The 21,274-nt window shown below is 69.5% G+C and carries 17 protein-coding genes; 8 read left to right on the forward strand and 9 right to left on the reverse strand.

Annotation, left to right across the window (positions count from 1 at the left end; genetic code table 11):
- Positions 1-111: 111 nt before the first annotated feature.
- Entirely contained in the window at positions 112-1,245 is a 1,134-nt protein-coding gene (locus ABN401_RS04425) for a bifunctional 2-C-methyl-D-erythritol 4-phosphate cytidylyltransferase/2-C-methyl-D-erythritol 2,4-cyclodiphosphate synthase (RefSeq protein WP_349683619.1), read from the forward strand.
- A 53-nt stretch (positions 1,246-1,298) separates the two neighbouring features.
- Here ABN401_RS04425 and ABN401_RS04430 read toward each other — a convergent pair whose 3' ends face one another.
- Entirely contained in the window at positions 1,299-3,608 is a 2,310-nt protein-coding gene (locus ABN401_RS04430; RefSeq protein WP_349683620.1) for a spermidine synthase, read from the reverse strand.
- Between the two features lie 83 nt (positions 3,609-3,691).
- Here ABN401_RS04430 and ABN401_RS04435 point away from each other — a divergent pair, with 83 nt between their 5' ends.
- Together ABN401_RS04435 and ABN401_RS04440 are read left to right on the forward strand one after the other, a co-directional pair.
- Positions 3,692-4,186: a CinA family protein gene (locus ABN401_RS04435; protein WP_349683621.1), complete on the forward strand. Its 495-nt coding sequence runs from the start codon at positions 3,692-3,694 to the stop codon at positions 4,184-4,186.
- A complete protein-coding gene (locus ABN401_RS04440; RefSeq protein WP_349683622.1) occupies positions 4,183-4,425 on the forward strand; it encodes a sulfurtransferase TusA family protein in 243 nt (80 codons plus the stop codon). The genes ABN401_RS04435 and ABN401_RS04440 overlap by 4 nt, the downstream gene beginning before the upstream one ends.
- Here ABN401_RS04440 and ABN401_RS04445 read toward each other — a convergent pair.
- The gene (locus ABN401_RS04445) at positions 4,391-5,323 is read right to left on the reverse strand and encodes a YihY/virulence factor BrkB family protein (protein WP_349683623.1); all 933 of its coding nucleotides are present in this window, start codon (positions 5,321-5,323) and stop codon (positions 4,391-4,393) included. The two genes, ABN401_RS04440 and ABN401_RS04445, sit on opposite strands and share 35 nt — an antisense overlap.
- Before the next feature lie 188 nt (positions 5,324-5,511).
- On the opposite strand from ABN401_RS04445, the gene ABN401_RS04450 reads away from it, so the two are divergent.
- A complete protein-coding gene (locus tag ABN401_RS04450; RefSeq protein ID WP_349683624.1) occupies positions 5,512-6,822 on the forward strand; it encodes a diguanylate cyclase domain-containing protein in 1,311 nt (436 codons plus the stop codon).
- 9 nt (positions 6,823-6,831) lie between these two features.
- Here the strand turns inward: ABN401_RS04450 and mfd are convergent, their stop codons facing one another.
- Both mfd and ABN401_RS04460 read right to left on the reverse strand, forming a co-directional pair.
- Positions 6,832-10,284, reverse strand: a complete 3,453-nt coding sequence (gene mfd / locus ABN401_RS04455) for a transcription-repair coupling factor (protein ID WP_349683625.1) — start codon at positions 10,282-10,284, stop codon at positions 6,832-6,834.
- The gene (locus tag ABN401_RS04460) at positions 10,284-10,619 is read right to left on the reverse strand and encodes an FAD assembly factor SdhE (RefSeq protein WP_349683626.1); all 336 of its coding nucleotides are present in this window, start codon (positions 10,617-10,619) and stop codon (positions 10,284-10,286) included. The genes mfd and ABN401_RS04460 overlap by 1 nt, the downstream gene beginning before the upstream one ends.
- A gap of 98 nt (positions 10,620-10,717) precedes the next feature.
- Between ABN401_RS04460 and recG the strand changes: the two genes are divergently transcribed.
- Positions 10,718-12,808, forward strand: a complete 2,091-nt coding sequence (recG, locus tag ABN401_RS04465) for an ATP-dependent DNA helicase RecG (RefSeq protein WP_349683627.1) — start codon at positions 10,718-10,720, stop codon at positions 12,806-12,808.
- On the opposite strand, the gene ABN401_RS04470 is transcribed toward recG, so the two are convergent.
- Genes ABN401_RS04470 through kdsA form a run of 4 tightly spaced genes read right to left on the reverse strand, consistent with a single transcriptional unit; the run spans position 12,805 to position 17,256 of the window.
- Positions 12,805-13,905, reverse strand: coding sequence for a DUF3089 domain-containing protein (locus ABN401_RS04470; RefSeq protein WP_432763523.1), 1,101 nt, complete (start codon positions 13,903-13,905; stop codon positions 12,805-12,807). The genes recG and ABN401_RS04470 overlap by 4 nt on opposite strands.
- 13 nt (positions 13,906-13,918) lie before the next feature.
- Positions 13,919-14,917, reverse strand: coding sequence for an ADP-glyceromanno-heptose 6-epimerase (gene rfaD / locus ABN401_RS04475; RefSeq protein WP_349683629.1), 999 nt, complete (start codon positions 14,915-14,917; stop codon positions 13,919-13,921).
- Positions 14,914-16,371, reverse strand: a complete 1,458-nt coding sequence (gene rfaE2, locus ABN401_RS04480) for a D-glycero-beta-D-manno-heptose 1-phosphate adenylyltransferase (RefSeq protein ID WP_349683630.1) — start codon at positions 16,369-16,371, stop codon at positions 14,914-14,916. Before rfaE2 ends, rfaD begins: the two co-directional genes overlap by 4 nt.
- A gap of 18 nt (positions 16,372-16,389) precedes the next feature.
- Positions 16,390-17,256: a 3-deoxy-8-phosphooctulonate synthase gene (kdsA, locus tag ABN401_RS04485; protein WP_349683631.1), complete on the reverse strand. Its 867-nt coding sequence runs from the start codon at positions 17,254-17,256 to the stop codon at positions 16,390-16,392.
- Between the two features lie 118 nt (positions 17,257-17,374).
- Between kdsA and ABN401_RS04490 the strand changes: the two genes are divergently transcribed.
- Both ABN401_RS04490 and ABN401_RS04495 read left to right on the forward strand, forming a co-directional pair.
- The gene (locus ABN401_RS04490; RefSeq protein WP_349683632.1) at positions 17,375-18,838 is read left to right on the forward strand and encodes a cryptochrome/photolyase family protein; all 1,464 of its coding nucleotides are present in this window, start codon (positions 17,375-17,377) and stop codon (positions 18,836-18,838) included.
- 32 nt (positions 18,839-18,870) lie between these two features.
- Complete coding sequence (locus tag ABN401_RS04495) at positions 18,871-20,091, forward strand: SAM-dependent methyltransferase (protein ID WP_349683633.1); 1,221 nt, start codon at positions 18,871-18,873, stop codon at positions 20,089-20,091.
- Here the strand turns inward: ABN401_RS04495 and ABN401_RS04500 are convergent.
- Positions 20,088-20,663 carry a GGDEF domain-containing protein gene (locus tag ABN401_RS04500; RefSeq protein ID WP_349683634.1) on the reverse strand — a complete coding sequence of 192 codons (576 nt, stop codon included), beginning with the start codon at positions 20,661-20,663 and terminating at the stop codon, positions 20,088-20,090. The genes ABN401_RS04495 and ABN401_RS04500 overlap by 4 nt on opposite strands.
- Positions 20,664-20,781: 118 nt before the next feature.
- On the opposite strand from ABN401_RS04500, the gene purE reads away from it, so the two are divergent.
- The gene (gene purE, locus ABN401_RS04505) at positions 20,782-21,273 is read left to right on the forward strand and encodes a 5-(carboxyamino)imidazole ribonucleotide mutase (RefSeq protein WP_349683635.1); all 492 of its coding nucleotides are present in this window, start codon (positions 20,782-20,784) and stop codon (positions 21,271-21,273) included.
- The last annotated feature ends 1 nt before the right edge of the window (position 21,274 follow it).

Raw genomic sequence — 21,274 nt, forward strand, 5'->3', positions numbered from 1 at the left:
ATGCCAAGCGGTGCCTCTCGTCAACCGTCAAGATGGCGCGATGATGGTGCGGCGCGATCTCAGCCCGAAAACCGCTCACACTTTTCGGGATCGCGCCGTAGAAGGCGACCTATGACATTCGCAAGCATCGTGGTCGCGGCCGGGTCGGGCTCAAGGGCCGGTGGGGACAAGCAGTGGCGGGCGCTGGGCGGGAAGGCGGTGGTGCGCTGGTCGGTCGAGGCCGTGCTCGACGCGGGGTCCGCGCCGGTCGTGGTGGTGGTCGCGCGCGACAGCCTGGGCCGGGCCGAGGAGGCGCTGTCGGGCCTGTCGGGCTGGATCGCCGTCGCCGGAGGGGCCGAACGCGCCGACTCCGTGCGGGCGGGTCTGGACGCGATCGACGGGCCGGAGGACCGGCCGGTCCTGGTCCACGACGCGGCCCGGCCCCTGCTGTCGCGCGCGGTGATCGAGCGGCTGATGGCGGCGCTGTCCGCTGCGGACGGGGCGATCGCCGCCCTGCCCGTCTCCGACACCTTGAAGCGAGGCGACGCGGAGATCGAGGCGACCGTCGACCGGACCGGTCTGTGGCGCGCCCAGACGCCCCAGGTCTTTCCGCTCGGACGGCTGCGCGCCGCCTATGCCGCCTGGCCTGCGAACGAGACGCCCACCGACGACGCTGCCGTGGTCGAGCGTGACGGTGGCACGGTTCGCCTGGTCCAGGGCGACCCCAGACTGATGAAACTGACCTTTCCCGAGGATTTCGCCATGGCCGAGGCCCTGCTGCCCCGTCAGATCCGTGTCGGCACCGGCTTCGACGTCCACCGCTGGGGCCCGGGTGAGGCCGTGTGGCTGTGCGGAGTCGAAATCCCGCACGACCAGACCCTGATCGGGCACTCGGACGCGGACGCGGGGCTGCACGCCCTGACCGACGCCCTTTTGGGCGCAATGGGTGACGGCGACATCGGGGATCACTTTCCCCCGACCGATCCGAAATGGAAGGGCGCGGCATCCGACCAGTTCCTGATCCACGCGGTTGAGCGTCTGCGGGCGCGCGGCGGGCGGCTGGTGAACGTGGACGTCACCCTGATCTGCGAGCGGCCCAAGGTGAAGCCGCACCGGCTGGCGATGCGAGAGCGGCTGGCGGAAATTCTGGCGCTCCCGCTGGACGCCGTCAGCGTGAAGGCGACGACGACCGAGGCCCTGGGCTTCACCGGCCGGGGCGAGGGCCTGGCCGCCCAGGCCGTCGCGACGATCGAAATGCCGGGCTGACGCCCTCAAGCAGCCAGCGACCGCGTCGCGAGCGTTAGGGCCAGTACCCCGCTCTAGTTCCTGAAATGCCGCCAGAGCGACCCGACCAGGTTCACATAGTCGTCGGTCCAGGGGCGGACCTCGGTGTCGGCGAGCGTGCGCCATCGCGGGTCGCGGCGGAACTCGGCCAGGCCCTCCTCGCTCGGTGACAGGATCAGGGCCTCGGTCGAGGCCTCCGCCATCTCGGGGCTGGCGTCGCTCTCCTGATAGACCTGATGCAGGTTCGGAATGCCCAGCCTGCGGGCCGCCGCGGCCGCCGGAAGGGTGATGTCGAGGTTCCGGTTGGACAGGTGCAGGACGACCACCCCGTCCGGCTTCAGCAGCCGCAAGTAACCCTCGATCGCCTCGACCGTCAGAAGATGGGTGGGCACGGCGTCGGAGGAGAAGGCGTCGATCAGCAGAAGGTCATAGGAACCGGGCGCCTCGCGATCCAGAGTCAGCCGGGCGTCGCCCAGGACGGTCCGCACCGGCCCCGCCGCGCAGTCCGAGATGAAGGTGAAATGCTCGGGGTCCCGCGCCAGTCGGTCGACCAGAGGGTCGATCTCGAAGAAGGTCATCCGATCTTCGGCCCGCTTGTAGCCCGCCATGGCCCCCGTCCCCAGGCCGATCACGCCGATGTTCGCGGCCGGGCGACGCAGCTGGATAGTCTGGGTCGCCTGGCCGATGGGGGTCAGGGGCGCGTAATAGAGACTGGGCATACAGGCGAAGGCGGGGTTTCTGGGCTGGGCCCCGTGCAGGGTGGTGCCGTGCATCAGAACGTGAACCTCACCGCCGAGCCTGGGGTCCTGGGTCGTTCCGATGCGCATGACGCCGAAGAAGCTGCGATCCGTGAACTTCGCCTCATAGCCCCGGCCGATGTAGTGGGTGGTCAGGGCGATCATCGCCGCGATCGCGACATAGGCCGGCGTGCGGTCGCGCAGCAGCAGCCCTGCCACCACGGCCACGATCAGGATCATCAGCGTCAGGCGGGGCATGTCGCCGGTGACGTTGTTGCTGAACCACCAGGCGAAGTCCCAGTCGACCTGGAACATGGCCGACAGGATGGGCGGGATGGCGCAGGCGATGACGGCCGCCACGAACAGGTAGACCTCGCGGTTCCGGATCGGCGAGCGGTCCAGCGGGCGCGCGAGGCCGACCAGCACCAGGACCAGCGGATATTCCCAGACATTGTTGAACAGGATCGGGGCCAGAAGCGCGGTGAAGGCCCCGCCCACGACCCCGCCGAGTGACATCAGCAGGTAGAATTCCGTCAGCCGGTCCGGCGGTGGCCGTCGCTGGGCCAGGCGCTGGTGGCACATCAGGGCCAGCAGGAAGAAGGTCACCAGGTTCAGGCCAAACAGGAACAGCCAGTCGCCCGAGCGGAAGGCGCTGAACGCGATACAGGCCAGCCCCATAGCCGCCGCGAGGGCGAGCGTGACCGGCAGGGGGATCAGGGGCCTGGTCTGGAAGGCGATGACGAAGGTCAGCAGATACAGGGCCAGTGGCGCGACCCACAGGAAGGGGGCCGAGGCCACGTCGGTGGACAGATGGCTGGTGACGCCCAGCATCAGGCTGGCGGGCGCGGCGGCCAGCAGCACCCAGACGATCTTCTCGCGCCAGGCGATCGGAGCGGACCGTTCCAGCGGAGCCACCTCGCCGGCCCCCTGCTCGCCTCCCCAATGACCACCCCTGCGCCAGGCCACGACGGCCAGCGCGACGACCATCACGACAAAGACGGCGTATCCCCCGCTCCAGCCGGCCCGTTGGCCCGACAGGGTCAGCAGGGGCTCGATCAGGACCGGATAGGCGATCAGGGCCAGGAAGCTGCCGAGATTCGAGGCCGCGTAGAGAACATAGGGGTTCTGGCCGTCGACGTGCCCGACCCGGACGCGCGCGTACCAGGCCTGAAGCAGGGGGGCCGTGGCCGAGAGAATGGCGAAGGGCGCGCCGATCGACAGGGTCAGGGTGGTCAGCAGCCAGCCGATGGGCGCCTCGGGCGCGGGATCGCCCAGCGCCCCGCTGATCCTGAGCGGCAGGAACAGGGCGGCGGCCAGCAAGAGGGCGAGGTGGACAGCCACCTGGGCCTTCATCGACGTCAGGCGCTGCAGCGCATGGGCATAGGCGTAGCCGACCAGCAGCGCCGCCTGGAAGAAGACCATCGCCGTGTTCCAGACCGACGGCGATCCGCCCAGCAGTGGCAGGACCAGCTTGGTCGCCATCGGCTGGACCGTGAACACCAGGGCCGCCGAGGTGAAGATGGCCAGGGCGAACAGGCCGGGCACCACGCGGTCGCCGCCGCCTGCGATCGGCGGTCTCACGTCTTCGCTCGCGGTCACCTCGGTCATGCGCCCTCCGGTCGGGCCGACCGGTCGACAGACCCGAGCGCCCGGCCCATGTATCGCCATTCCAGCCCGCCTCGGAAAGCCCCATGTTCCCCGAAGACATCGCCGATCTGGCCGCATCCGTGATCCAGGCCGCCGCCGCGCGCGGCTGGACGATCGCCACGGCCGAGAGCTGCACCGGAGGACTGGTGGCGGCGGCCCTGACGGCGGTGGCGGGATCGTCGGCGGTCGTGGACCGGGGGTTCGTCACCTATTCCAACGCCGCCAAGACCGATCTGTTGGGCGTGGCGGGGGCGGCTCTGGCCGAACACGGCGCGGTGTCGGAGGCGGTGGCCCGCGCGATGGCCGAGGGCGCGCGTGAGCGGGCGGGTGTATCCCTGACCGTGTCGATCACCGGGATCGCGGGACCGGACGGAGGATCGGCGGACAAACCCGTGGGGCTGGTGCATTTCGCCTGTGCGGGACCGGGCGGCACGGCCCACGCGCGCCACGCGTTCGGCGACCTGGGGCGAGAGGGCGTGCGGCTGGCGGCCATCCGGGTCGCGCTGGGCATGCTGCGCGACGCCTGCGAGGGTGCATGAGGGTGCCGACGGTCGTGGATGCGCGGGGTCACCGCTGCCCTGTGCCGACCTTGCGGCTGCGCAGGGCGCTCGACGGATTGCCGCCGGGGTCGCGCGCCGTCCTGCTGGCCACCGATCCGATGGCCCGGATCGACGCGCCCTATCTGATGGCGGCACTGGGCGGGCGGGTGGTCTCGGTCGAGGAGGCCGACGGCGTCCTGACCCTCACCGTCGAGACGCGCGCCGCTCCGACAGATTGACGATGGCGGCCGAGGGCTCGTCGGGGTCTTCGTCCAGATCGGGCGCGCCCTTGGCGCGATGGGCGATCTCCATCTCGGTCGCGAAGGCCCCGCCGTAGAAGATGGCGTTGACGTTCCACGACAGCCAGATCAGCAGCACCACGACCGCGCCGACGGAGCCGTAGGTCGCGCCCAGCGGCGCGATCTGCTCGACATAGATGGCGCAAAGCCACGACGAAATCATCGACAGTACCGTCGCAACCGTCCCGCCCGCGATGGCCGGCGCCCAGGCCACCGGCGTGCGATGGGACATGGCGTAGCGGTAGAGCATGGTCAGCCCCAGGGCGAGGCCGATGGACGGGGTCATCCCCTCCAGGAAGAAGCCGCCGTCGATGGTCTCCGACGATGTGTGCTGCAGCAGCCGCGCGGTCACGACCGCGCCGGACACCACGGTGAACAGGGCGAAGGCGAACAGGGCCACGAAGAAGGCCAGCATGTTGAACTTCAGAAATCCGTGCGGCTCGGTCTCGTCGTGGATCAGGTTCAGCCCCGCCAGCAGGGCCTTGAAGCCGCGATGGGCGGCATAGGCGCCGACGATCAGGGCGAAGGCGCTCTGGGCCGACACGGTGCGGGCCGAGGCATTGGCCAGCCGTTCGACCTCGGCCTGGAAGATGGAGCGGGCCGCATAGGGCATGACGTCGGCCAGGGCCGCCGCCTGTTCGCTGACCTGTCCGATCGAGAGGACCGCCTTGTAGAAGCCGATCAGGATGGCGATGGCCGGAAAGACCGCCAGCAGGGCGAAGAAGGACACCCCGCCCGTATAGAGCATGACGTCCCGGCCCCAGCTGCGGGCGAAGGCACGGCCGGACAGGCGCGCCCAATAGCCCGGTGTGGCGATGTCCGTATTCAAGCCGTTCAAGCCGGTTCCCGCCGCAGCCAAGGTCGAGGTAAACTAGCGCAAATTCCCATGGTGGGAAGCCTCGACCCCGAGGCGGCCTTTTCGCTCGTCAGGGGCATTCCCGCATTGCGCGCCCGGCGACCGGGTCGGTATGGTCACGCCGCGCCATCGGCGCGGCTCCGGATCGGAGCTTGAGGGGGACGGCTGACTTGTATTCGGATCCACGCGTTCTGGTCGTCGCCCTGACCGACGGCAGGATCGAAGCGCTGTGTCGCGGGCTGGACAGCCTCGGCTGGCGCACAATGACGGCGCGGAGCGGCGGCGCGGCGATCGCGGCCCTGAGCGACTTCAAGCTGGAAGCCGCCATCATCGACGCCGACCATCCCGAGGCCGCGGCCCTTCCGGAAGCCCTGCGTCTGGCCGCCGGTGCACGGCGTCTGCCGGTCGTGTCGATCGGTTCGGCGACGGCGGAAGACGGCGTCGACCTGGCCATGGCCGAGCCCCCTCACCCCACGCAGCTGGGCCTGAGGCTGGAACAGCTGGTTCGCGCCGCGATCACCGAGGAGGAGTTCCGCCTGCGCCGCCAGACGCTGGCGTTGCACGGCGCCGCGCTGGACGCCGGAGAGCCCGATCCGCGACCCCTGCGCATTCTGATCGCCGGCGCGCCGGACCATCGCTTCATCGGCCTGTCGAACACCCTGACCCAGGCGGGGGCCGAGATCGTGGCCGCGCCCACGCCCTACACCGCCTTCGACTATCTGCATGAAAGCGCCTTCGACGCCGCCGTCCTGTGGGGGGCGCCCGACCATGCGCCGGCGCTGAGCATCGCCTCGGGGATGAAGCGGAACACGCGCCTCTATCATATCCCGCTGGCCCTCTATCTGCGCTCTGAGGGTGAGATCAATCTGGGCGAGCTGTACAACCGGGGCTTCTCGGAGGTCGCGGCGGCCTCCACGCCGGAGCCCGACATCGCCGCGCGGGTGTTGGCCCTGGCGCACACGCACCGACGGCATTTGGCCATCCGGCGGGCACTGGAAGGGGCGCGGGGATCGGGCGTCATGGACCCGACCACGGGGCTGTTCACCCCCACCCTGTTCGCCAGCCATCTGGGCCGGGTGGCCGATGCCGCGACAGCGCGGCGGAGACCTCTGTCGATCTGCGTGCTCAAGGTTTCCGAGACCGAACCGCTGACGCATGCGCGCAAGGGCGGCTGGCTGGACCGGGCCATGCCCCAGATCGGGGCCATGGTGTCGCGGCTGGTGCGTGTCGAGGACACGGCGGCGCGGCTTGCCCCCGAGGTCTTCGCCCTGGCCCTGCCCGCCACGCCCGGGCCCGCCGCGCGACTGGCGGCTGAGCGGATCGCGGCGGTCATCGGCTGTACGGCGTTCGACGCGGGCGCGGAGCGATCACCCTTCGTGGTCGAGTTCCGGGTCGGCATCGCCGAACTGAAGCCCGGCGAGAGCGCGGCGGCGGTGCTGGAACGCGCCTCCGCCGACCTGCACGCGGCGAGAGCGGCCTGAGCCTCTCCGTTAAGCGCCCGCCACCCGCGCCAGATCGGCGGTGATCCGCTCGGCGACCTTCAGCCGGTCCTCGGCCGAGGGCCAGTCGCCCATGACCACGACCTTCTGATCCGGCCGGATCTTCCAGCTCGCGTGGTTCTTCTGGATCAGGCCGACCAGGCCCGCCGGGTTGGGGAAGCGGTTGTCGCGCAGGGTCAGGACACAGCCCTTGGGCCCGATGTCGATGCGCTCGATGCAGGCGATCTTGCAGTTCGCCTTGATGCCGACGATCCGCAGCAGCTGTTTCGCCTCGTCCGGCAAGGGGCCGAAACGGTCGATCAGTTCGGCGGCGAGGGCCTCACGGCTCTCGGTGTTCTCGGCGTCCGACAGGCGGCGATAGAGGCTGAGACGGACGTTCAGGTCCGGAACGTAATCCTCTGGAATCAGGACGGCGGCACCGACGTTGATGGCCGGCGACCAACCGCGATCGATCGCGCCGGCCTCCCCGTTCTGGCGCAGCTCGGCGACCGCGTCCTCCAGCATCTGCTGGTAGAGTTCGACGCCGACCTCGCGGATGTGGCCGGACTGTTCGTCGCCCAGCAGATTGCCGCCGCCTCGCTGATCCAGGTCGTGGCTGGCCAGCTGGAACCCGGCGCCCAGGTTGTCGAGGGACTGCAGCACCTGCAGCCGGCGCTCGGCCGACAGGGTCATGGGCTTGGTCGCGTCGGTCGTCAGATAGGCGAAGGCGCGGGCCTTGGAGCGGCCGATCCGGCCCCGTATCTGGTGCAACTGGGCCAGGCCGAACATGTCGGCCCTGTGGACGATCAGGGTGTTGGCGGTCGGAATGTCGATGCCGCTCTCGACGATGGTGGTCGAGACCAGCACGTCGTAGCTGCCGTCGTAGAAGGCGCTCATCACATCTTCCAGCTGGGTCGGGCTCATCTGTCCGTGGCCGACGACGAACTTGATCTCGGGCACCTGTTCGCGAAGGAACCGCTCGATGTCGGGCAGGTCCGACAGGCGCGGGCAGACGTAGAAAGCCTGTCCCCCGCGATACTTCTCGCGCAGCAGGGCCTCTCGCACCATGACCGGGTCCCAGGGCGCGACATAGGTCCGCACGGCCAGGCGATCGACCGGCGGGGTGGCGATGATCGACATCTCGCGGATGCCCGACAGCGCCATCTGAAGCGTGCGCGGGATCGGCGTGGCGGTCAGGGTCAGCAGGTGGACGTTGGCGCGCAAGGATTTGAGCTTCTCCTTGTGCTTGACGCCGAAGTGCTGCTCCTCATCGACGATGACGAGGCCCAGGTCTTTGAAGCCGACCTGATCGGACAGCACCGCATGGGTGCCGACGACGATCTCGAAGCCGCCGTCCTTCAGACCGCTGCGGGTCTCGGCAGCGTCTTTCGCCGTGACCATGCGCGACAGGTGCCGCACCTTGATGGGCCAGCCGGCGAAGCGCTCGCTGAAAGTCTTGAAGTGCTGGCGGGCCAGCAGCGTCGTCGGGCAGACGATGGCGACCTGTTGCCCCGACATGGCCACGACGAAGGCGGCGCGGATGGCGACCTCGGTCTTGCCGAAGCCGACGTCGCCGCAGATCAGGCGGTCCATCGGCGAGCCCTTGCCCAGGTCCTCCAGCACGTCGCCGATGGCGTTCAGCTGGTCGTCGGTTTCCTCGTACGGGAAACGGGCGCAGAACTCGTCGAACAGGCCCTGCGGCGGGGTGATCGCGTCGCCAGACTTCAGCGCGCGCTTGGCAGCGAGCGCGATCAGACCCTCGGCCATGTCGCGCAGGCGGGCCTTGGCCTTGGCCTTCCTCGCCTGCCAGCCGGCCCCGCCCAGGCGGTCCAGTTGGACCCCGTCGGACTCGGTGCCGTAGCGGGTCAGAAGATCAATGTTTTCAACCGGCAGGTAGAGCTTGCTGTCACCGGCGTAGAGCAGTTCCAGGCAGTCGTGCGGGGCCTCCTGGATCTCCAGGGTCTTCAGACCTTCGTAGCGACCGATGCCGTGATCGAGGTGGACGACCAGATCGCCGGTGGTCAGGGCCGAGGCCTCGGCGAGGAAGTTGGAGGCGCGGCGCTTCCGCTTCGGCCGCGCAAGCCGATCTCCCAGGATGTCGGTCTCGGAGATGACGGCGATCTCGTCGGTGACGAAGCCGTGCTCCACCGGCAGGACGGCGCGCAGGAACATGGCCTTGGACGCCGATTGCACGTCGGCCCAGTCGCGGACGGGCACGACGGGTTCGAGCCCGTGGTCGGACAGCATAACGCCCAGACGGTCCGAGGAGCCCTCGGTCCAGGAGGCGAACAGCACGCGCTTGCCGTCGGCTTTCAGGGTGGCGGCGTGGGCGGCGACGGCCTCGAACAGATTGACGCTGTCCTGAGCGCGCTCGGCGGCGAAGGTGCGGCCCAGCCGGCCGCCCGCGTCCTCGGCCGCTCCGTCGAAGGGGCTGAGGCGACGCACCGCCCTGCCCGCCAGCGCGCCGTTCCATTCGGCATCGGGTAGATACAGCCGTTCCGGCGGCAGCGCCCGGTTGGCCGCGCCTCCCTTGGCCTTGGACGCCTCCTGGCGGGCCTCGTAGGCGTCGCGGGTCAGGTTCCAGCGCTCGGTCCGGGCCGCGTCGGCCTGGTGGTCCAGGAAGATCGTCGCCCGCTCCGGCAGATAGTCGAACAGGGTCTCCAGCCGGTCATAGAGCAGCGGCAACCAGTGTTCGAAGCCCTGGCGACGCGCGCCCTCGCTGACCGCGGCGTAGATCGGGTCCTCGCCCGGCGCGCCGAAAAGATTCAGGTAGCCGCTGCGGAAGCGGCTGATGCTCTCGGCGTTCAGCAGCGCCTCGGACACGGGCGACAGGGACACGTCGCGGCGCTGGCCGGTCGAACGCTGGGTCTCCGGGTCAAAGGTTCGGATCGATTCCAGCTCGGCCCCGAACATGTCCAGCCGGACCGGCTCGGCGAACCCGGGCGGAAAGACGTCGACCACCCCGCCGCGCACGGCGTATTCCCCCCGGTCGTTGACCGTCGAGGCGCGCATATAGCCATTGGTGGCGAAATAGGCTTCCAGCGCCGGCAGATCGAGCTCGCGTCCCACGACGGCGTCAAAGGCGGCCGAGGCCGTGGCTTCGCGCGGGGGCGTGCGCTGGAGCGCGGCGGCCACCGTGGTGACGATCAGCAGGGGCTTTCGATCGTCCGGCTCGCGGCGGGCCAGGGCCGTCAGCGCCGCCATCCGCTCGGCGGACACGGCCGAGGTCGGGCTGAGACGGTCGTAGGGCAGGCAGTCCCAGGCCGGGAACTCAACGATCTCAATGTCTTTAGCGAAGAACCGGAAAGCCTGAACCAGGGCGCTGGACCGCGAGAAGTCGCGCGCGACGAACACACCGACGCCGCCGGACGCCTTCAGCCGTTCCGCCACGACCAGGGCGTCCATGCCCTCCGGCGCGCCGCCCAGGTCCTGATCCACGCGGCGCTCGACCGCTGATCCGTCCATCAGCCGGCTCCCTGGGCGACGGCGCTGGCGACATGGGCGCGCATGAAGGCGCGAACCTTCACCATCAGCGAGGTGTCGTGCTGAGGCGGCGTCGGCTGGGTCTCGATGATCCAGGCATAGAGCTCGTGATCGTTGTCTTCGGCCAGGAGGGCCTCGAGCTGATCCAGTTCATCATCCGACAGCGCCGCGCCCTCGCGTTCCATGAACGGCCCGAGCACCAGATCGGCCTCGCGGAAGCCCCGCCGCCAGGCACGGAAGGTGATCCGGCCCAGCCGCTCGCGCCGCGCGGTGTCGGCGTTGGAGGTCGTTTCGGCACGCGCGTCGTGTTCGGCCACAAGAATCCTTGCCCGGTCCAGGTCATCAACAGAGGCGCGGACATAGCGTTCCGTCAGCCGTTTCGCCAGCGTCGCGGCGGTCGCTATGATCGCGGCGAATGCGCCCGGAGATTCTCTTTCCCCTGTTCGCTCCGGTCGACACCCTGAAGGGAGTCGGTCCGCGAACCCTGCCGCTGGTGCAGAAGCTGGCCGGGCCGCTGGTGCGCGATGTGCTGTTCACGGGGCCGACGGGCGTCATCACGCGGCGGCGTACCAATGCCGTCGGGGCGATCGAGGGCGAGGTCGGGGTGTTCGACGTCGTCGTCGACCGGATGATCCCGCCCGGGCGACCGGGGGCCCCGCTGAAGGTCCGGGCCTCGGACGAGACCGGCTTCGTCCACCTGATCTGGTTCGGTGGCAGCCCCCAGCACATCGACCGGCAGTTGCCTCGCGGGGAGCGCCGGCTCGTCTCCGGCAAGGTGGAGCGGTACAACAACGAGGTCCAGATCGTCCATCCGGACTGGATCGTGCCGCTGGACAAGGGCGAGGAGATCCCCGCCGTCGAGCCCGTCTATCCGGCGACCCAGGGCATCACCTCGCGCCAGGTGCGAAAGATCGCGCTGGGGGCGCTCGCCGTCGCGCCGGACCTGGCGGAATGGCAGGATCCGGCGTGGCTGTCGAAGCAGCGCTGGCCCGGCTGGCGTGCGGCGATCGAGGTCCTGCACGCGCCCTCGGCGGAGGCGGATCTGGAGGCCGATGCCCCCGCTCGCCAGCGCCTGGCCTATGACGAGTTGCTGGCCCACCAGCTGGCACTGGCCCGTCGTCGCCGCGCCCGCAAGATCACGTCGGCGCCGGCAATCCGGCCGGGATCGGTGTCCGAGGGCCTGCTGGCCGCCCTGCCCTTCACCCTGACCGGGGCCCAGGCGCAGGCCGTGGTCGAGATCCGCGCCGACCTGGCGTCCGGCGAGCAGATGGGGCGGCTGCTGCAGGGCGATGTGGGCTCGGGCAAGACGGCGGTTGCGGCCGTGGCCATGGCTGATGCGGCCTCCAGCGGCTTCCAGTCCGCTCTGATGGCTCCGACGGAGATCCTGGCTCGACAGCATTTCCAGCGGCTGGGTCCGATGCTGGACGCGGCCGGAGCGCCCGCCCTGCTGCTGACCGGGCGCGACACGCCGGGCGAGCGGCGCGAGAAGCTGGCGGCGCTGGCGTCCGGGGCCGTGCGGGTGGCGATAGGCACGCACGCCCTGTTCCAGGACGCGGTGCGTTTCGACCGGCTGGCCCTGGCGGTGATCGACGAACAGCACCGGTTCGGCGTGAACGAGCGGGCGCGGCTGCAGGCCAAGGGCGATCCGCGCGTCGGTGGCGTCCACCTACTGACCATGTCGGCCACGCCGATCCCGCGCACCCTGGAGCTGACCCAGTATGGCGAACTGGAGGTCAGCCGGCTGACGGAGAAGCCGCCTGGCCGCACGCCGGTGGCCACGGCAGTCCTGCCTTTGGCGCGCATCGGCGAGGTGGCCCAGCGGCTGAAGGCGGCGGTCGAGAGCGGGGCCCAGGCCTACTGGATCTGTCCGCTGGTGGCCGAGTCCGAGGCCGTCGACCTGGCGGCCGCCGAGGAACGCGCCATCGATCTGCGCCGCCTGCTGCAGACCGACGTCGGCCTGGCGCACGGCCAGATGCCGGGCGCGGAGCGGGAGGCCGTGATGGCCGATTTCGCCGACGGCCGCCTGCCGGTCCTGGTGGCGACGACGGTTGTCGAGGTCGGGGTGGATGTGCCCAACGCCACCATCATGGTCATCGAGCATGCCGACCGCTTCGGCCTGGCCCAGCTGCATCAGCTGCGTGGGCGGGTCGGCCGGGGAGCCAAGTCCAGCGCCTGCATCCTGTTGTACGGCGGCGAGGACGGGGCGCTCGGCGAGACGGCCCGGGTCCGCCTGAAGACGCTGCGCCGGACCGAGGACGGGTTCGAGATCGCCGAGGAGGATTTCCGGCTGCGCGGCGGAGGCGATCCGCTGGGCCTGCGCCAGAGCGGCTTTCCCGCCTATCGGTTTGCCGATCCGGTCCGGCACCGGGCGCTGCTGCTGGCGGCGGCTGACGATGCGCGGCTGGTGCTGGGCCGCGACCCGGACCTGGCGTCGGAGCGCGGCAGTGCGGTCCAGGTGCTGGAGGCCTTGTTCGACTGGAAGACCGACCGCTCTGCCCTGGACTAACCCGCCTGGGACGCCATCCAGACGTTGAGCCGGCGTTCCACGTCACGCTCAAGATCGGCGTAGAACAGGTTGTACTGGCGAGCCTTTCTTCGGTCTGCCCAGTTGCCAACCTCGCGGAAGGATTCGGTCGTCAGTTCGGTGTGGCGAAGGATACCGTCCTCGCAGTGCGTGGCCACCGCCCGGTCGATGAAGGCGGGTCGCACGCCCCATTCCAGTCCCGTGGCATTGGCCGCGCCGTGATGACGCCGGGCCGGGACGGCCGCCCCGTCGGCCGCGCCGCTGACCGGATTGACGCAAAGTGCGGGTCGCTTGTCCAGATCGACCAACTGCCCGGTTCCATTCCAGACGAGAGCCCTGCGGAGCCGACGTCGGGCCGCGCCGTCGTTGTCCTCGTCCACGCCGGACCATGCCATGACGCACCCGACCGTGGTGGCGGTGGCGCAGGCCGGGAGCGAAGGCGACAGGGGCTCACGGGCGACGATCACGTCCATCAGATAGACGGCTGCGACCCGGGCGCGGAGCGCGGGGTCGGACACGACGCGCTCGCGGACCAGTCTGTCGATCAGCTCGCCGCCTTGCTCTACGCCTGCGAGGACCAGCGGTCCGGTCGGATGGTCCGCCAACCAGGTCTCGAATGCCGCCAGCGCATCGCCGTAGGCGAAGGCCCGGGCGTCGCGGGCGTCGTCCCGAAGCGTCAGGCGGGTGTAGAGCGATCCTTGGCGATACAGCGGCGCGCTGACCGATCCGGCCCGCGCGAACGGCCCGGCGTAGTTGGGCAAGACCACGCGGCGGAGGTAGGCCTGAGCGTCCGCATCATCGATGGGACCGTTCCAGTCGCTGCCGCCATCAAAGGTCGTGGAGTGCAGGAAGAAGACCGCGGCGGGCCCGGCGTTCGGCGTGCGAACGTCCCGCAGCGCCCAGGCCGCCGGACTGGCGTAGTCCGGCGCGGGCGGCGGCTCATAGGTCTGGAAAGGGATCTGCGGATCCAGCCCCGCCCTGAGGATGTCGCCGCGCCAGACTGCCACCGCCGCGGTCAGCAGGAACACCAGGGCGAACCCCGTCCAGCCGATCCACTGGCGCAGCGTCAGGCGAGGCAGGATCACCGGCCCCTCACCGGTAGGGGTCCGACTGGCTGAGGTAGGTCTGGACGTAGCGGCGCACGCCCTCCTCCAGTGGCGTCGACTGGCCGGAGAAGCCGAGCGAGCGCACCCGGTCCATCGAGGCCTGGGTGAAGTACTGGTAGCGGTCACGGATGACCTCGGGCATGTCGATGTAGGCGACCTTGGGCTCCTTGCCGGCCGCCGCGAAGGTGGCGTTCGCAAGATCCAGGAAGGACCGCGCCTGGCCCGAGCCGGCGTTGAAGACGCCGCTGATCTGCGGTTCGCACAGCAGCCAGTCGATGAGGTCGACCACGTCGTCGACGAAGACGAAGTCACGCAGCTGGCCGCCGTCGGCGTAGTCGGGGTGGTGCGAGCGGAACAGGCTGACGGTCTCGCCGGCCGCGACCCGTGGCCAGATCTGGGCGATGACCGACTTCATCCCGCCCTTGTGGCCTTCGTTGGGGCCATAGACGTTGAAAAACTTCAGCCCCGCCCACTGCTTGGGCGCATGGCCGCGGGAGGCCTCACGGACAGCATACTGGTCGAACAGTCTTTTGGAGTATCCATAGGCGTTTAGCGGCAGAAGCCGGGAGATGGACGCAAGATCGTCTGCGTCCTCGAACCCCGCCGATCCGTCGCCGTAGGTGGCGGCGGACGACGCGTAGATCAGTCGGGTGTCGTTCAGCGCGCACCAGTCCCAGAGGTCTCGCGACAGGCTGAAGTTGGTCTTCAGGATCAGGTCGGCGTCCTGTTCGGTCGTCGACGAGATCGCCCCCATGTGGACGATGGCGGTGACCCGGTCGACGTGGCGATCCAGCTGGGTGAACAGCTCTTCCGGCTGCCAGAAGTCGGCGAGGGGGGACTTGGCGATGTTCCTCCACTTGCCCAGGTCGGCGCTCTCCAGTCGGTCGCAGACGATGACGTCCCAGCGGTCCTCCGCGCACAGGCGCGAGACGATGTTGGAGCCGATGAAGCCGGCTCCGCCCGTGATCACGACCGCCCGCCTCATGCCGACCCCTTCATCGTCTCGATGGTCCTTGTGGTGGAATAGCCGTCTGAGAAGGCGGCCAGCCGCACCTCTCCGCCCCAGCTCTCGACCAGATCGCCACCAACCACACCTTCGCGGGTATAGTCCGCCCCCTTGATGAGCACGTCGGGCCGCAGCCGTTCGATCAGCCGGATGGGCGTGGGGTCATCGAATGCGGTGACCCGGTCCACGCTGGCCAGGCCGCCGATGACGACGGCGCGGCTGTCGAGATCGTTGACCGGCCGCCCCTCGCCCTTCAGCGCGCGGACGGAGGCGTCGGTGTTCAGCGCCACCACCAGCCGGTCGCACCACGACCGCGCCTGGGCCAGGTAGGCGACATGGCCCCGGTGCAGGATGTCGAAACAGCCGTTGGTGAAGCCGACCTTCAGCCCCTGGGCCCGCCAGGCTTCCACCTCGGCGGCGAGATCGTCGAGGCCCGTGACCTTGGCGAGCGTGGCCCCCGCGTGCTGGCTGACCTCGGCTTCGATGAGTTCGGCCGGCGTGACCACGGCCGTGCCGCTCTTTCCGACGACGACGCCCGAGGCCAGGATGGCCAGCTGCACCGCCTGTTCCAGCGAGGCCCCGGCCCCGAGCGCGAGGCCCAGCGCCGCAAGGCCCGTGTCGCCGGCGCCGGAGACGTCGAACACCTCGCGCGCCCGGCCAGGGAAGTGGCGCACAGGGCCACCGCGCCGCATCAGGCTCATGCCCTTGCCGGCGCGAGTCACGACGATGGCCTTGGCGGTCGTAGCCTCCAGCAGGGCCGGGAGCGCCGCCTCGATGTCCGCATCGGTCTCGACCGGCAGACCGGTGGCTCCCGCGAGCTCAGACGCGTTGGGCTTGATGACGTCGACGGCGCCGTAGCGGGCGAAATCGCGCCCCTTGGGATCGACGATGACGGGAATGCCCGCGTTCTGGGCCTGCCAAACGGCGGACCGGATCAGCCGTTCGGTGACGACGCCCTTACTGTAATCTGACAGGAGAATGGCCGAAGTATTTGAAAACACGTCATCCCGCTCGAAGGCTCCGATGACGGGTTCCTCCTCGTCGAGCCGCATCAGCTGTTGGCCGCCGGACACATAGCGGGTCTTGACGATAGTGGCGGCGGCGGGCGGTCGGGCGATGAAATCCTCGATCCGGTCTTCGACCGCCACGAGCGCGCCCAACTCGGTCCCGGGGGCGTCGTCACCGGCGACACCGCCCAGGCGGGCGGTCGCGCCCAGCGCCGCGACGTTGCGTGCCACATTGCCGACGCCCCCCGGCATGGCGACCATGCGTCGGGCGCGCAGGACCGGAATGGGGGCCTCGGGCGAAATGCGGCTGACCTCGCCATAGATATAGCGGTCCAGCATCAGGTCGCCGACGCAGGCGATCGTCAGGCTGCGCGCCTTTTCGAGCAGCGCCTGCAGTCCGCCGAGGTCGAGGTGGGTGTCAGCCATACCCACCGCCTATCGGATTCACGCCGCCTTCGCCATCCGGGCCTTGCTGAGGTCGTCGTAGGCGATCAGGTCGGCGGCCAGGGCCTCGAACTCCGACAGGGGCACCATGTTCGGACCGTCGGACGGGGCATTGTCCGGGTCCTGATGCGTCTCCATGAAGACGGCGTCGACGCCGACGGCCACGGCGGCGCGGGCCAGGACCGGCACGAACTCGCGCTGGCCACCGGACGACGTCCCCTGCCCGCCCGGCTGCTGGACGCTGTGGGTCGCGTCGAACACCACCGGGCAGCCGATGTCGCGCAGCACCGGCAGAGCCCGCATGTCGCTGACGAGCGTATTGTAGCCGAAGCTGGCACCCCGCTCGCAGGCCATGACGTTGGGATTGCCCGCGCCGGTCACCTTGGCGATGACGTTCTTCATGTCCCAGGGGGCCAGGAACTGGCCCTTCTTGATGTTGATGGCGCGGCCGGTCGCGGCGGCGGCCAGCAGCAGGTCGGTCTGGCGGCTCAGGAAGGCCGGGATTTGCAGCACGTCCACGACCTCGCCGGCGATACGGCAGTGTTCCTCTGTGTGGACGTCGGTAAGGACCGGCAGGCCCAGCGTCTCGCGGATCTCGGCGAAGATGGGCAGCGAGCCTTCAAGCCCGAAGCCCCGCGCGGCGTTGGCGCTGGTGCGGTTCGCCTTGTCGAAACTGGTCTTGTAGATGATGCCGACGTTCAGCCGCTGGCCGATCTCCTTCAGCGCATGGGCCATTTCCAGCGCGTGCTGGCGGCTCTCCAACTGGCACGGGCCGGCGATGAAGACGATGCGGGCCCCGCCGCCGATGACGACGGGCGCGGTGATACCGTTTCCGGACAGGGTGATGACGGCGTTCGGAGCGTTCAAGGCGGCGGCCTTCTTCTAGCGACGGTTTGGCGGCTGGCGCGTTCGAATGGGCCAGCCTATGGGGCGGTCAGGTGGGCCTGTCCGCCGGATTTCGCAACCTATCACGGAGCCCGAGCGCGTGACCACAGACCGCGAGCCGCCCGTCATCCTGTGGTTCCGCCGCGACCTGAGACTGGCCGATAATCCGGCCCTGCAGGCCGCCCATGCGACGGGGCGGCCGATCGTGCCGGTCTATATCCTCGACGAGGGCTCGGCCGTGCGGCCGATCGGCGGGGCCAGCCGCTGGTGGCTGGACAAGTCGCTGAAGGCGCTGGCGGCGTCGATCATGGAGCGCGGGGGATCGCTTGTTCTGCGACGCGGTGATTCGGAAGCGGAGCTGCGCCGGCTTATCGACCAGACCGGCGCGACCTGCGTGATGATGAACCGGCTTTTCGAGCCGGACGGCTGGGCGCGCGACACCGACATCGCCCATGCGCTGAAGGCCGATGGCGTCGAGGTGAAGGGGTTCAACGGCACGCTGCTGACCCGACCCGGCTCGGTGCTGAACGGCTCGGGCGGACCCTACAAGGTCTACACGCCCTTCATGAAGGCGCTGCGGGCGCAGCTGGAGCCGCCCGCCCACACGACCGGCCCATGCGACCTGTCTGGCGCGCCCGAAGTCGACAGCGACGACATCGACGCCTGGGGCCTGCATCCCACCCGGCCGGACTGGTCGGGCGGTTTTCTGGGAGAGCCGGGCGAGGCCGGGGCGACGCGGGCGCTCTCGGCGTTCCTCCAGTCGGGGCTGAAGTCCTACGATGACGACCGGAATCGGCCCGACCGGGAGGGCACCAGCCGGCTGTCGCCGCATCTGCATTTCGGCGAGATCAGTCCGTGGCGGGCCTGGACGGCGGCCTATGACGCGGCTGGTTCCGATGGGAGTTCAGCGGGTCAAGCCGACAAGTTCACCAACGAACTGATCTGGCGCGACTTCTCGGCTCATCTGTTTCACCATTTCCCGACCCTGCCGACGGACGCCTTCCGGCCCGAATACGACCGGATGCCGTGGATCAACGACGCGGCCCAGATCGAGGCCTGGACGAAGGGCCAGACGGGCTATCCCATCGTCGACGCGGGCATGCGCGAGCTGTGGACCACGGGCTTCATGCACAACCGGGTGCGGATGATCGTTGCGTCCTTCCTGATCAAGCACCTGCTGATCGACTGGCGAAAGGGCGAGGCCTGGTTCTGGGACTGTCTGATGGACGCCGACTTGGCCCAGAACGCCCAGAACTGGCAGTGGGTCGCGGGGTCGGGGGCAGACGCCTCGCCCTATTTCCGCATCTTCAACCCGATCACCCAGGGCCAGAAGTTCGATCCGGACGGGGTCTATGTGACGCGGTGGGTGCCGGAACTGAAGCGGCTGTCGCCCGCCTTCGTCCATTCGCCCTGGACCGCGCCGCCCGAGATCCTGCGCGCGGCCGGCGTGACGCTGGGTCGCACCTACCCGAAACCGCTCGTGGACCACGCCGAGGCCCGCCAGCGCGCGCTCGCGGCGCTGAAGACAATCAACAGCCAAGGTGAAGCCTGGCCGGAGGATTGACCGTAGCTGTAGCGAGCCACAGGTTGATCCCCATGACCGTCTTCACCGCCGACCACGTCTCGAGCCTTGAGCGGACGCCCCGCGTTTTCGCCGGGTTGATCCGTCTGCTGTCGCGGAATTGGACCTATGGGTCGCTGACGCTGAGCCTGCCGAACGGCGAAATCCACCGTCTGGATGGGGACACGCCTGGACCCAGCGCGGTGATGCAGGTCAACGACTACCGCTTCGCCCGCCGCGTGCTGGCCAACGGCGACATCGGATACGCCGAGGGCTTCATCGCCGGTGAGTGGGACAGCCCGCATCTGGCGGTGCTGCTGGAGGTTCTGGCGTCCAACTACGACCACATCCGCCGTCTGTTCGACGGCAATGCGGTGATGCTGGCGGTGAACTGGGTCTCTCACCGGCTTAATCGCAACAGCCGGACGGGGTCGAAGAAGAACATCCACGCCCACTACGACCTGGGCAACGCCTTCTACGCGGCGTGGCTGGATCGGACGATGACCTATTCCGCCGCCCGGTTCGACAGCGTGTCCGAGCCGCTGGAGGCCGCGCAGACCCGCAAATATGCCGACCTGGCCCGGGCTATGGACTTGAAGCCGGGCATGCGGGTGCTGGAGATCGGCTGCGGCTGGGGCGGGTTCGCCGACTATGCGGCGCGCGAGATCGGGGCCCATGTCACCGGCGTGACCATCAGCCAGGAACAGCACGGCCTCGCTCGGCAGCGGCTGTTCAACGCGGGCCTGTCGGAGAAGACCGACATCCGACTGATGGACTATCGCGACATCGAGGGGACGTTCGACCGGGTCGCCTCGATCGAGATGTTCGAGGCCGTCGGCAAGGAATACTGGGGGGCCTATTTCGACAAGGTCCGAGAGGTCCTGGTCCCCGGCGGCCGCGCGGGCCTGCAGATCATCACCATCCAGGACGACCTGTTCGACGAGTACAACGCCCGCGTCGACTTCATCCAGAAATACGTCTTCCCCGGCGGGATGCTGCCCAGTGAGGCGCGGCTGCAGCCGGTCGTCGAGGCGGCGGGGCTGCGATGGGACGCGGTCGAGCGGTTCGGCGTCGACTATGCCGACACCCTGGCGCGCTGGGACCGCAGCTTTCAGGCCGCCTGGGGCGACATCCGCAAGATGGGCGGCTTCGACGAGCGGTTCCGGCGGCTGTGGCACTTCTACCTGGCCTATTGCGAGGCGGGGTTCCGGTCGCGCCGGACCGATGTGATCCAGCTGGCGCTGACCCGGGCCTAGCGCCCGCGCTTTCGCACCCACATGGCGGCGTCGGCCTCGGCCAGCCAGGCCTCGACGTCGGTCTGGCCGGCGAAGGCCCGCACGCCGAACGAACCCGCGAGCGTCGCCGGCTGACCTTCCCAGCGGAAGTCGGCGGCCTCCAGAGCGGCCTTCAGCGACGCCGCCTTCTCGCGCCCCTCCTCCAGCCCAGCGTTGAGCAGCAGGACCGCGAACTCGTCGCCGCCCAGCCGACCGACGGCGTCGGTCGCGCGCACATTCTCCAGCAACAGCTCCGCCACCCGCACCAGGGCCGCGTCGCCGGCGGCGTGGCCGAGCGCGTCATTGACGCCCTTGAAGCCGTCGAGATCGAGATACAGCAGCGCCGCCGGCACCTTGTACCGGGTGCAATAGGCCATGGTCCGCGTCATGGCCGCGACGAAGCCCCTGCGGTTCAGCACCGGCACCAACACATCGTGCTCCGCTGCAGCCTCAGCCGCCTCGGCGCGCGCGCGCAGAGCCTCGACCTCGGCGCGCAGGCGGGCGATCTCGGCATGCGGATCGGCGAGGACGTCGATGTCGGCCGCGTCGGTCACGGTCGGGCTCCGGGGCGACTCAGACGACGGCCGCACCCCCACAGGCTAGCGCCCTTGGTTGCGGGCGCAACGCGCGTGCTGTAACCGGCCGCTTTCCCGGAACAGGAACCTCGACCGCATGGCGACCGAGACCCCGCCCGTCGCGATCATCATGGGCAGCCGTTCGGACTGGCCCACCCTGAAGCACGCCGCCGACACCCTGGACCGGCTGGGGGTCGCCTGGGACGCGCGGGTGGTGTCCGCGCACAGGACGCCGGAGCGACTGGTCCAGTTCGCGACGGGGGCCAAATCCGCCGGGTTCAAGGTCATCATCGCCGGCGCCGGTGGAGCCGCGCACCTGCCCGGCATGGCAGCCTCCATGACGCCGCTGCCGGTGCTCGGCGTGCCGGTGCAGTCCAGGGCGCTGCAGGGTCTCGATTCGCTGCTGTCGATCGTGCAGATGCCCGGCGGCGTGCCGGTCGCGACCCTGGCCATCGGCGAGGCGGGGGCAAAGAACGCCGGCATCCTGGCGGCTCAGATCCTGGCGCTGTCCGATTCGACCCTGGCCGGACGCCTCGACGCCTTCCGAGAGGCCCAGACCGAGGCGGTCCACGAGACGGTCGAAGACTGAC

This window comes from Brevundimonas aurifodinae, assembly GCF_040195595.1.
Lineage (GTDB): Bacteria > Pseudomonadota > Alphaproteobacteria > Caulobacterales > Caulobacteraceae > Brevundimonas > Brevundimonas aurifodinae.

Excerpts from the sequence above, each read along its gene's own strand:
- rfaE2 (WP_349683630.1), bottom strand. The coding sequence starts at position 16,371 with ATGGCTGACACCCACCTCGACCTCGGCGGACTGCAGGCGCTGCTCGAA.
- recG (WP_349683627.1), top strand. The coding sequence starts at position 10,718 with ATGCGCCCGGAGATTCTCTTTCCCCTGTTCGCTCCGGTCGACACCCTG.
- purE (WP_349683635.1), top strand. The coding sequence starts at position 20,782 with ATGGCGACCGAGACCCCGCCCGTCGCGATCATCATGGGCAGCCGTTCG.
- mfd (WP_349683625.1), bottom strand. The coding sequence starts at position 10,284 with ATGGACGGATCAGCGGTCGAGCGCCGCGTGGATCAGGACCTGGGCGGC.
- ABN401_RS04435 (WP_349683621.1), top strand. The coding sequence starts at position 3,692 with ATGTTCCCCGAAGACATCGCCGATCTGGCCGCATCCGTGATCCAGGCC.
- ABN401_RS04495 (WP_349683633.1), top strand. The coding sequence starts at position 18,871 with ATGACCGTCTTCACCGCCGACCACGTCTCGAGCCTTGAGCGGACGCCC.
- rfaD (WP_349683629.1), bottom strand. The coding sequence starts at position 14,917 with ATGAGGCGGGCGGTCGTGATCACGGGCGGAGCCGGCTTCATCGGCTCC.
- ABN401_RS04440 (WP_349683622.1), top strand. The coding sequence starts at position 4,183 with ATGAGGGTGCCGACGGTCGTGGATGCGCGGGGTCACCGCTGCCCTGTG.
- ABN401_RS04430 (WP_349683620.1), bottom strand. The coding sequence starts at position 3,608 with ATGACCGAGGTGACCGCGAGCGAAGACGTGAGACCGCCGATCGCAGGC.
- ABN401_RS04425 (WP_349683619.1), top strand. The coding sequence starts at position 112 with ATGACATTCGCAAGCATCGTGGTCGCGGCCGGGTCGGGCTCAAGGGCC.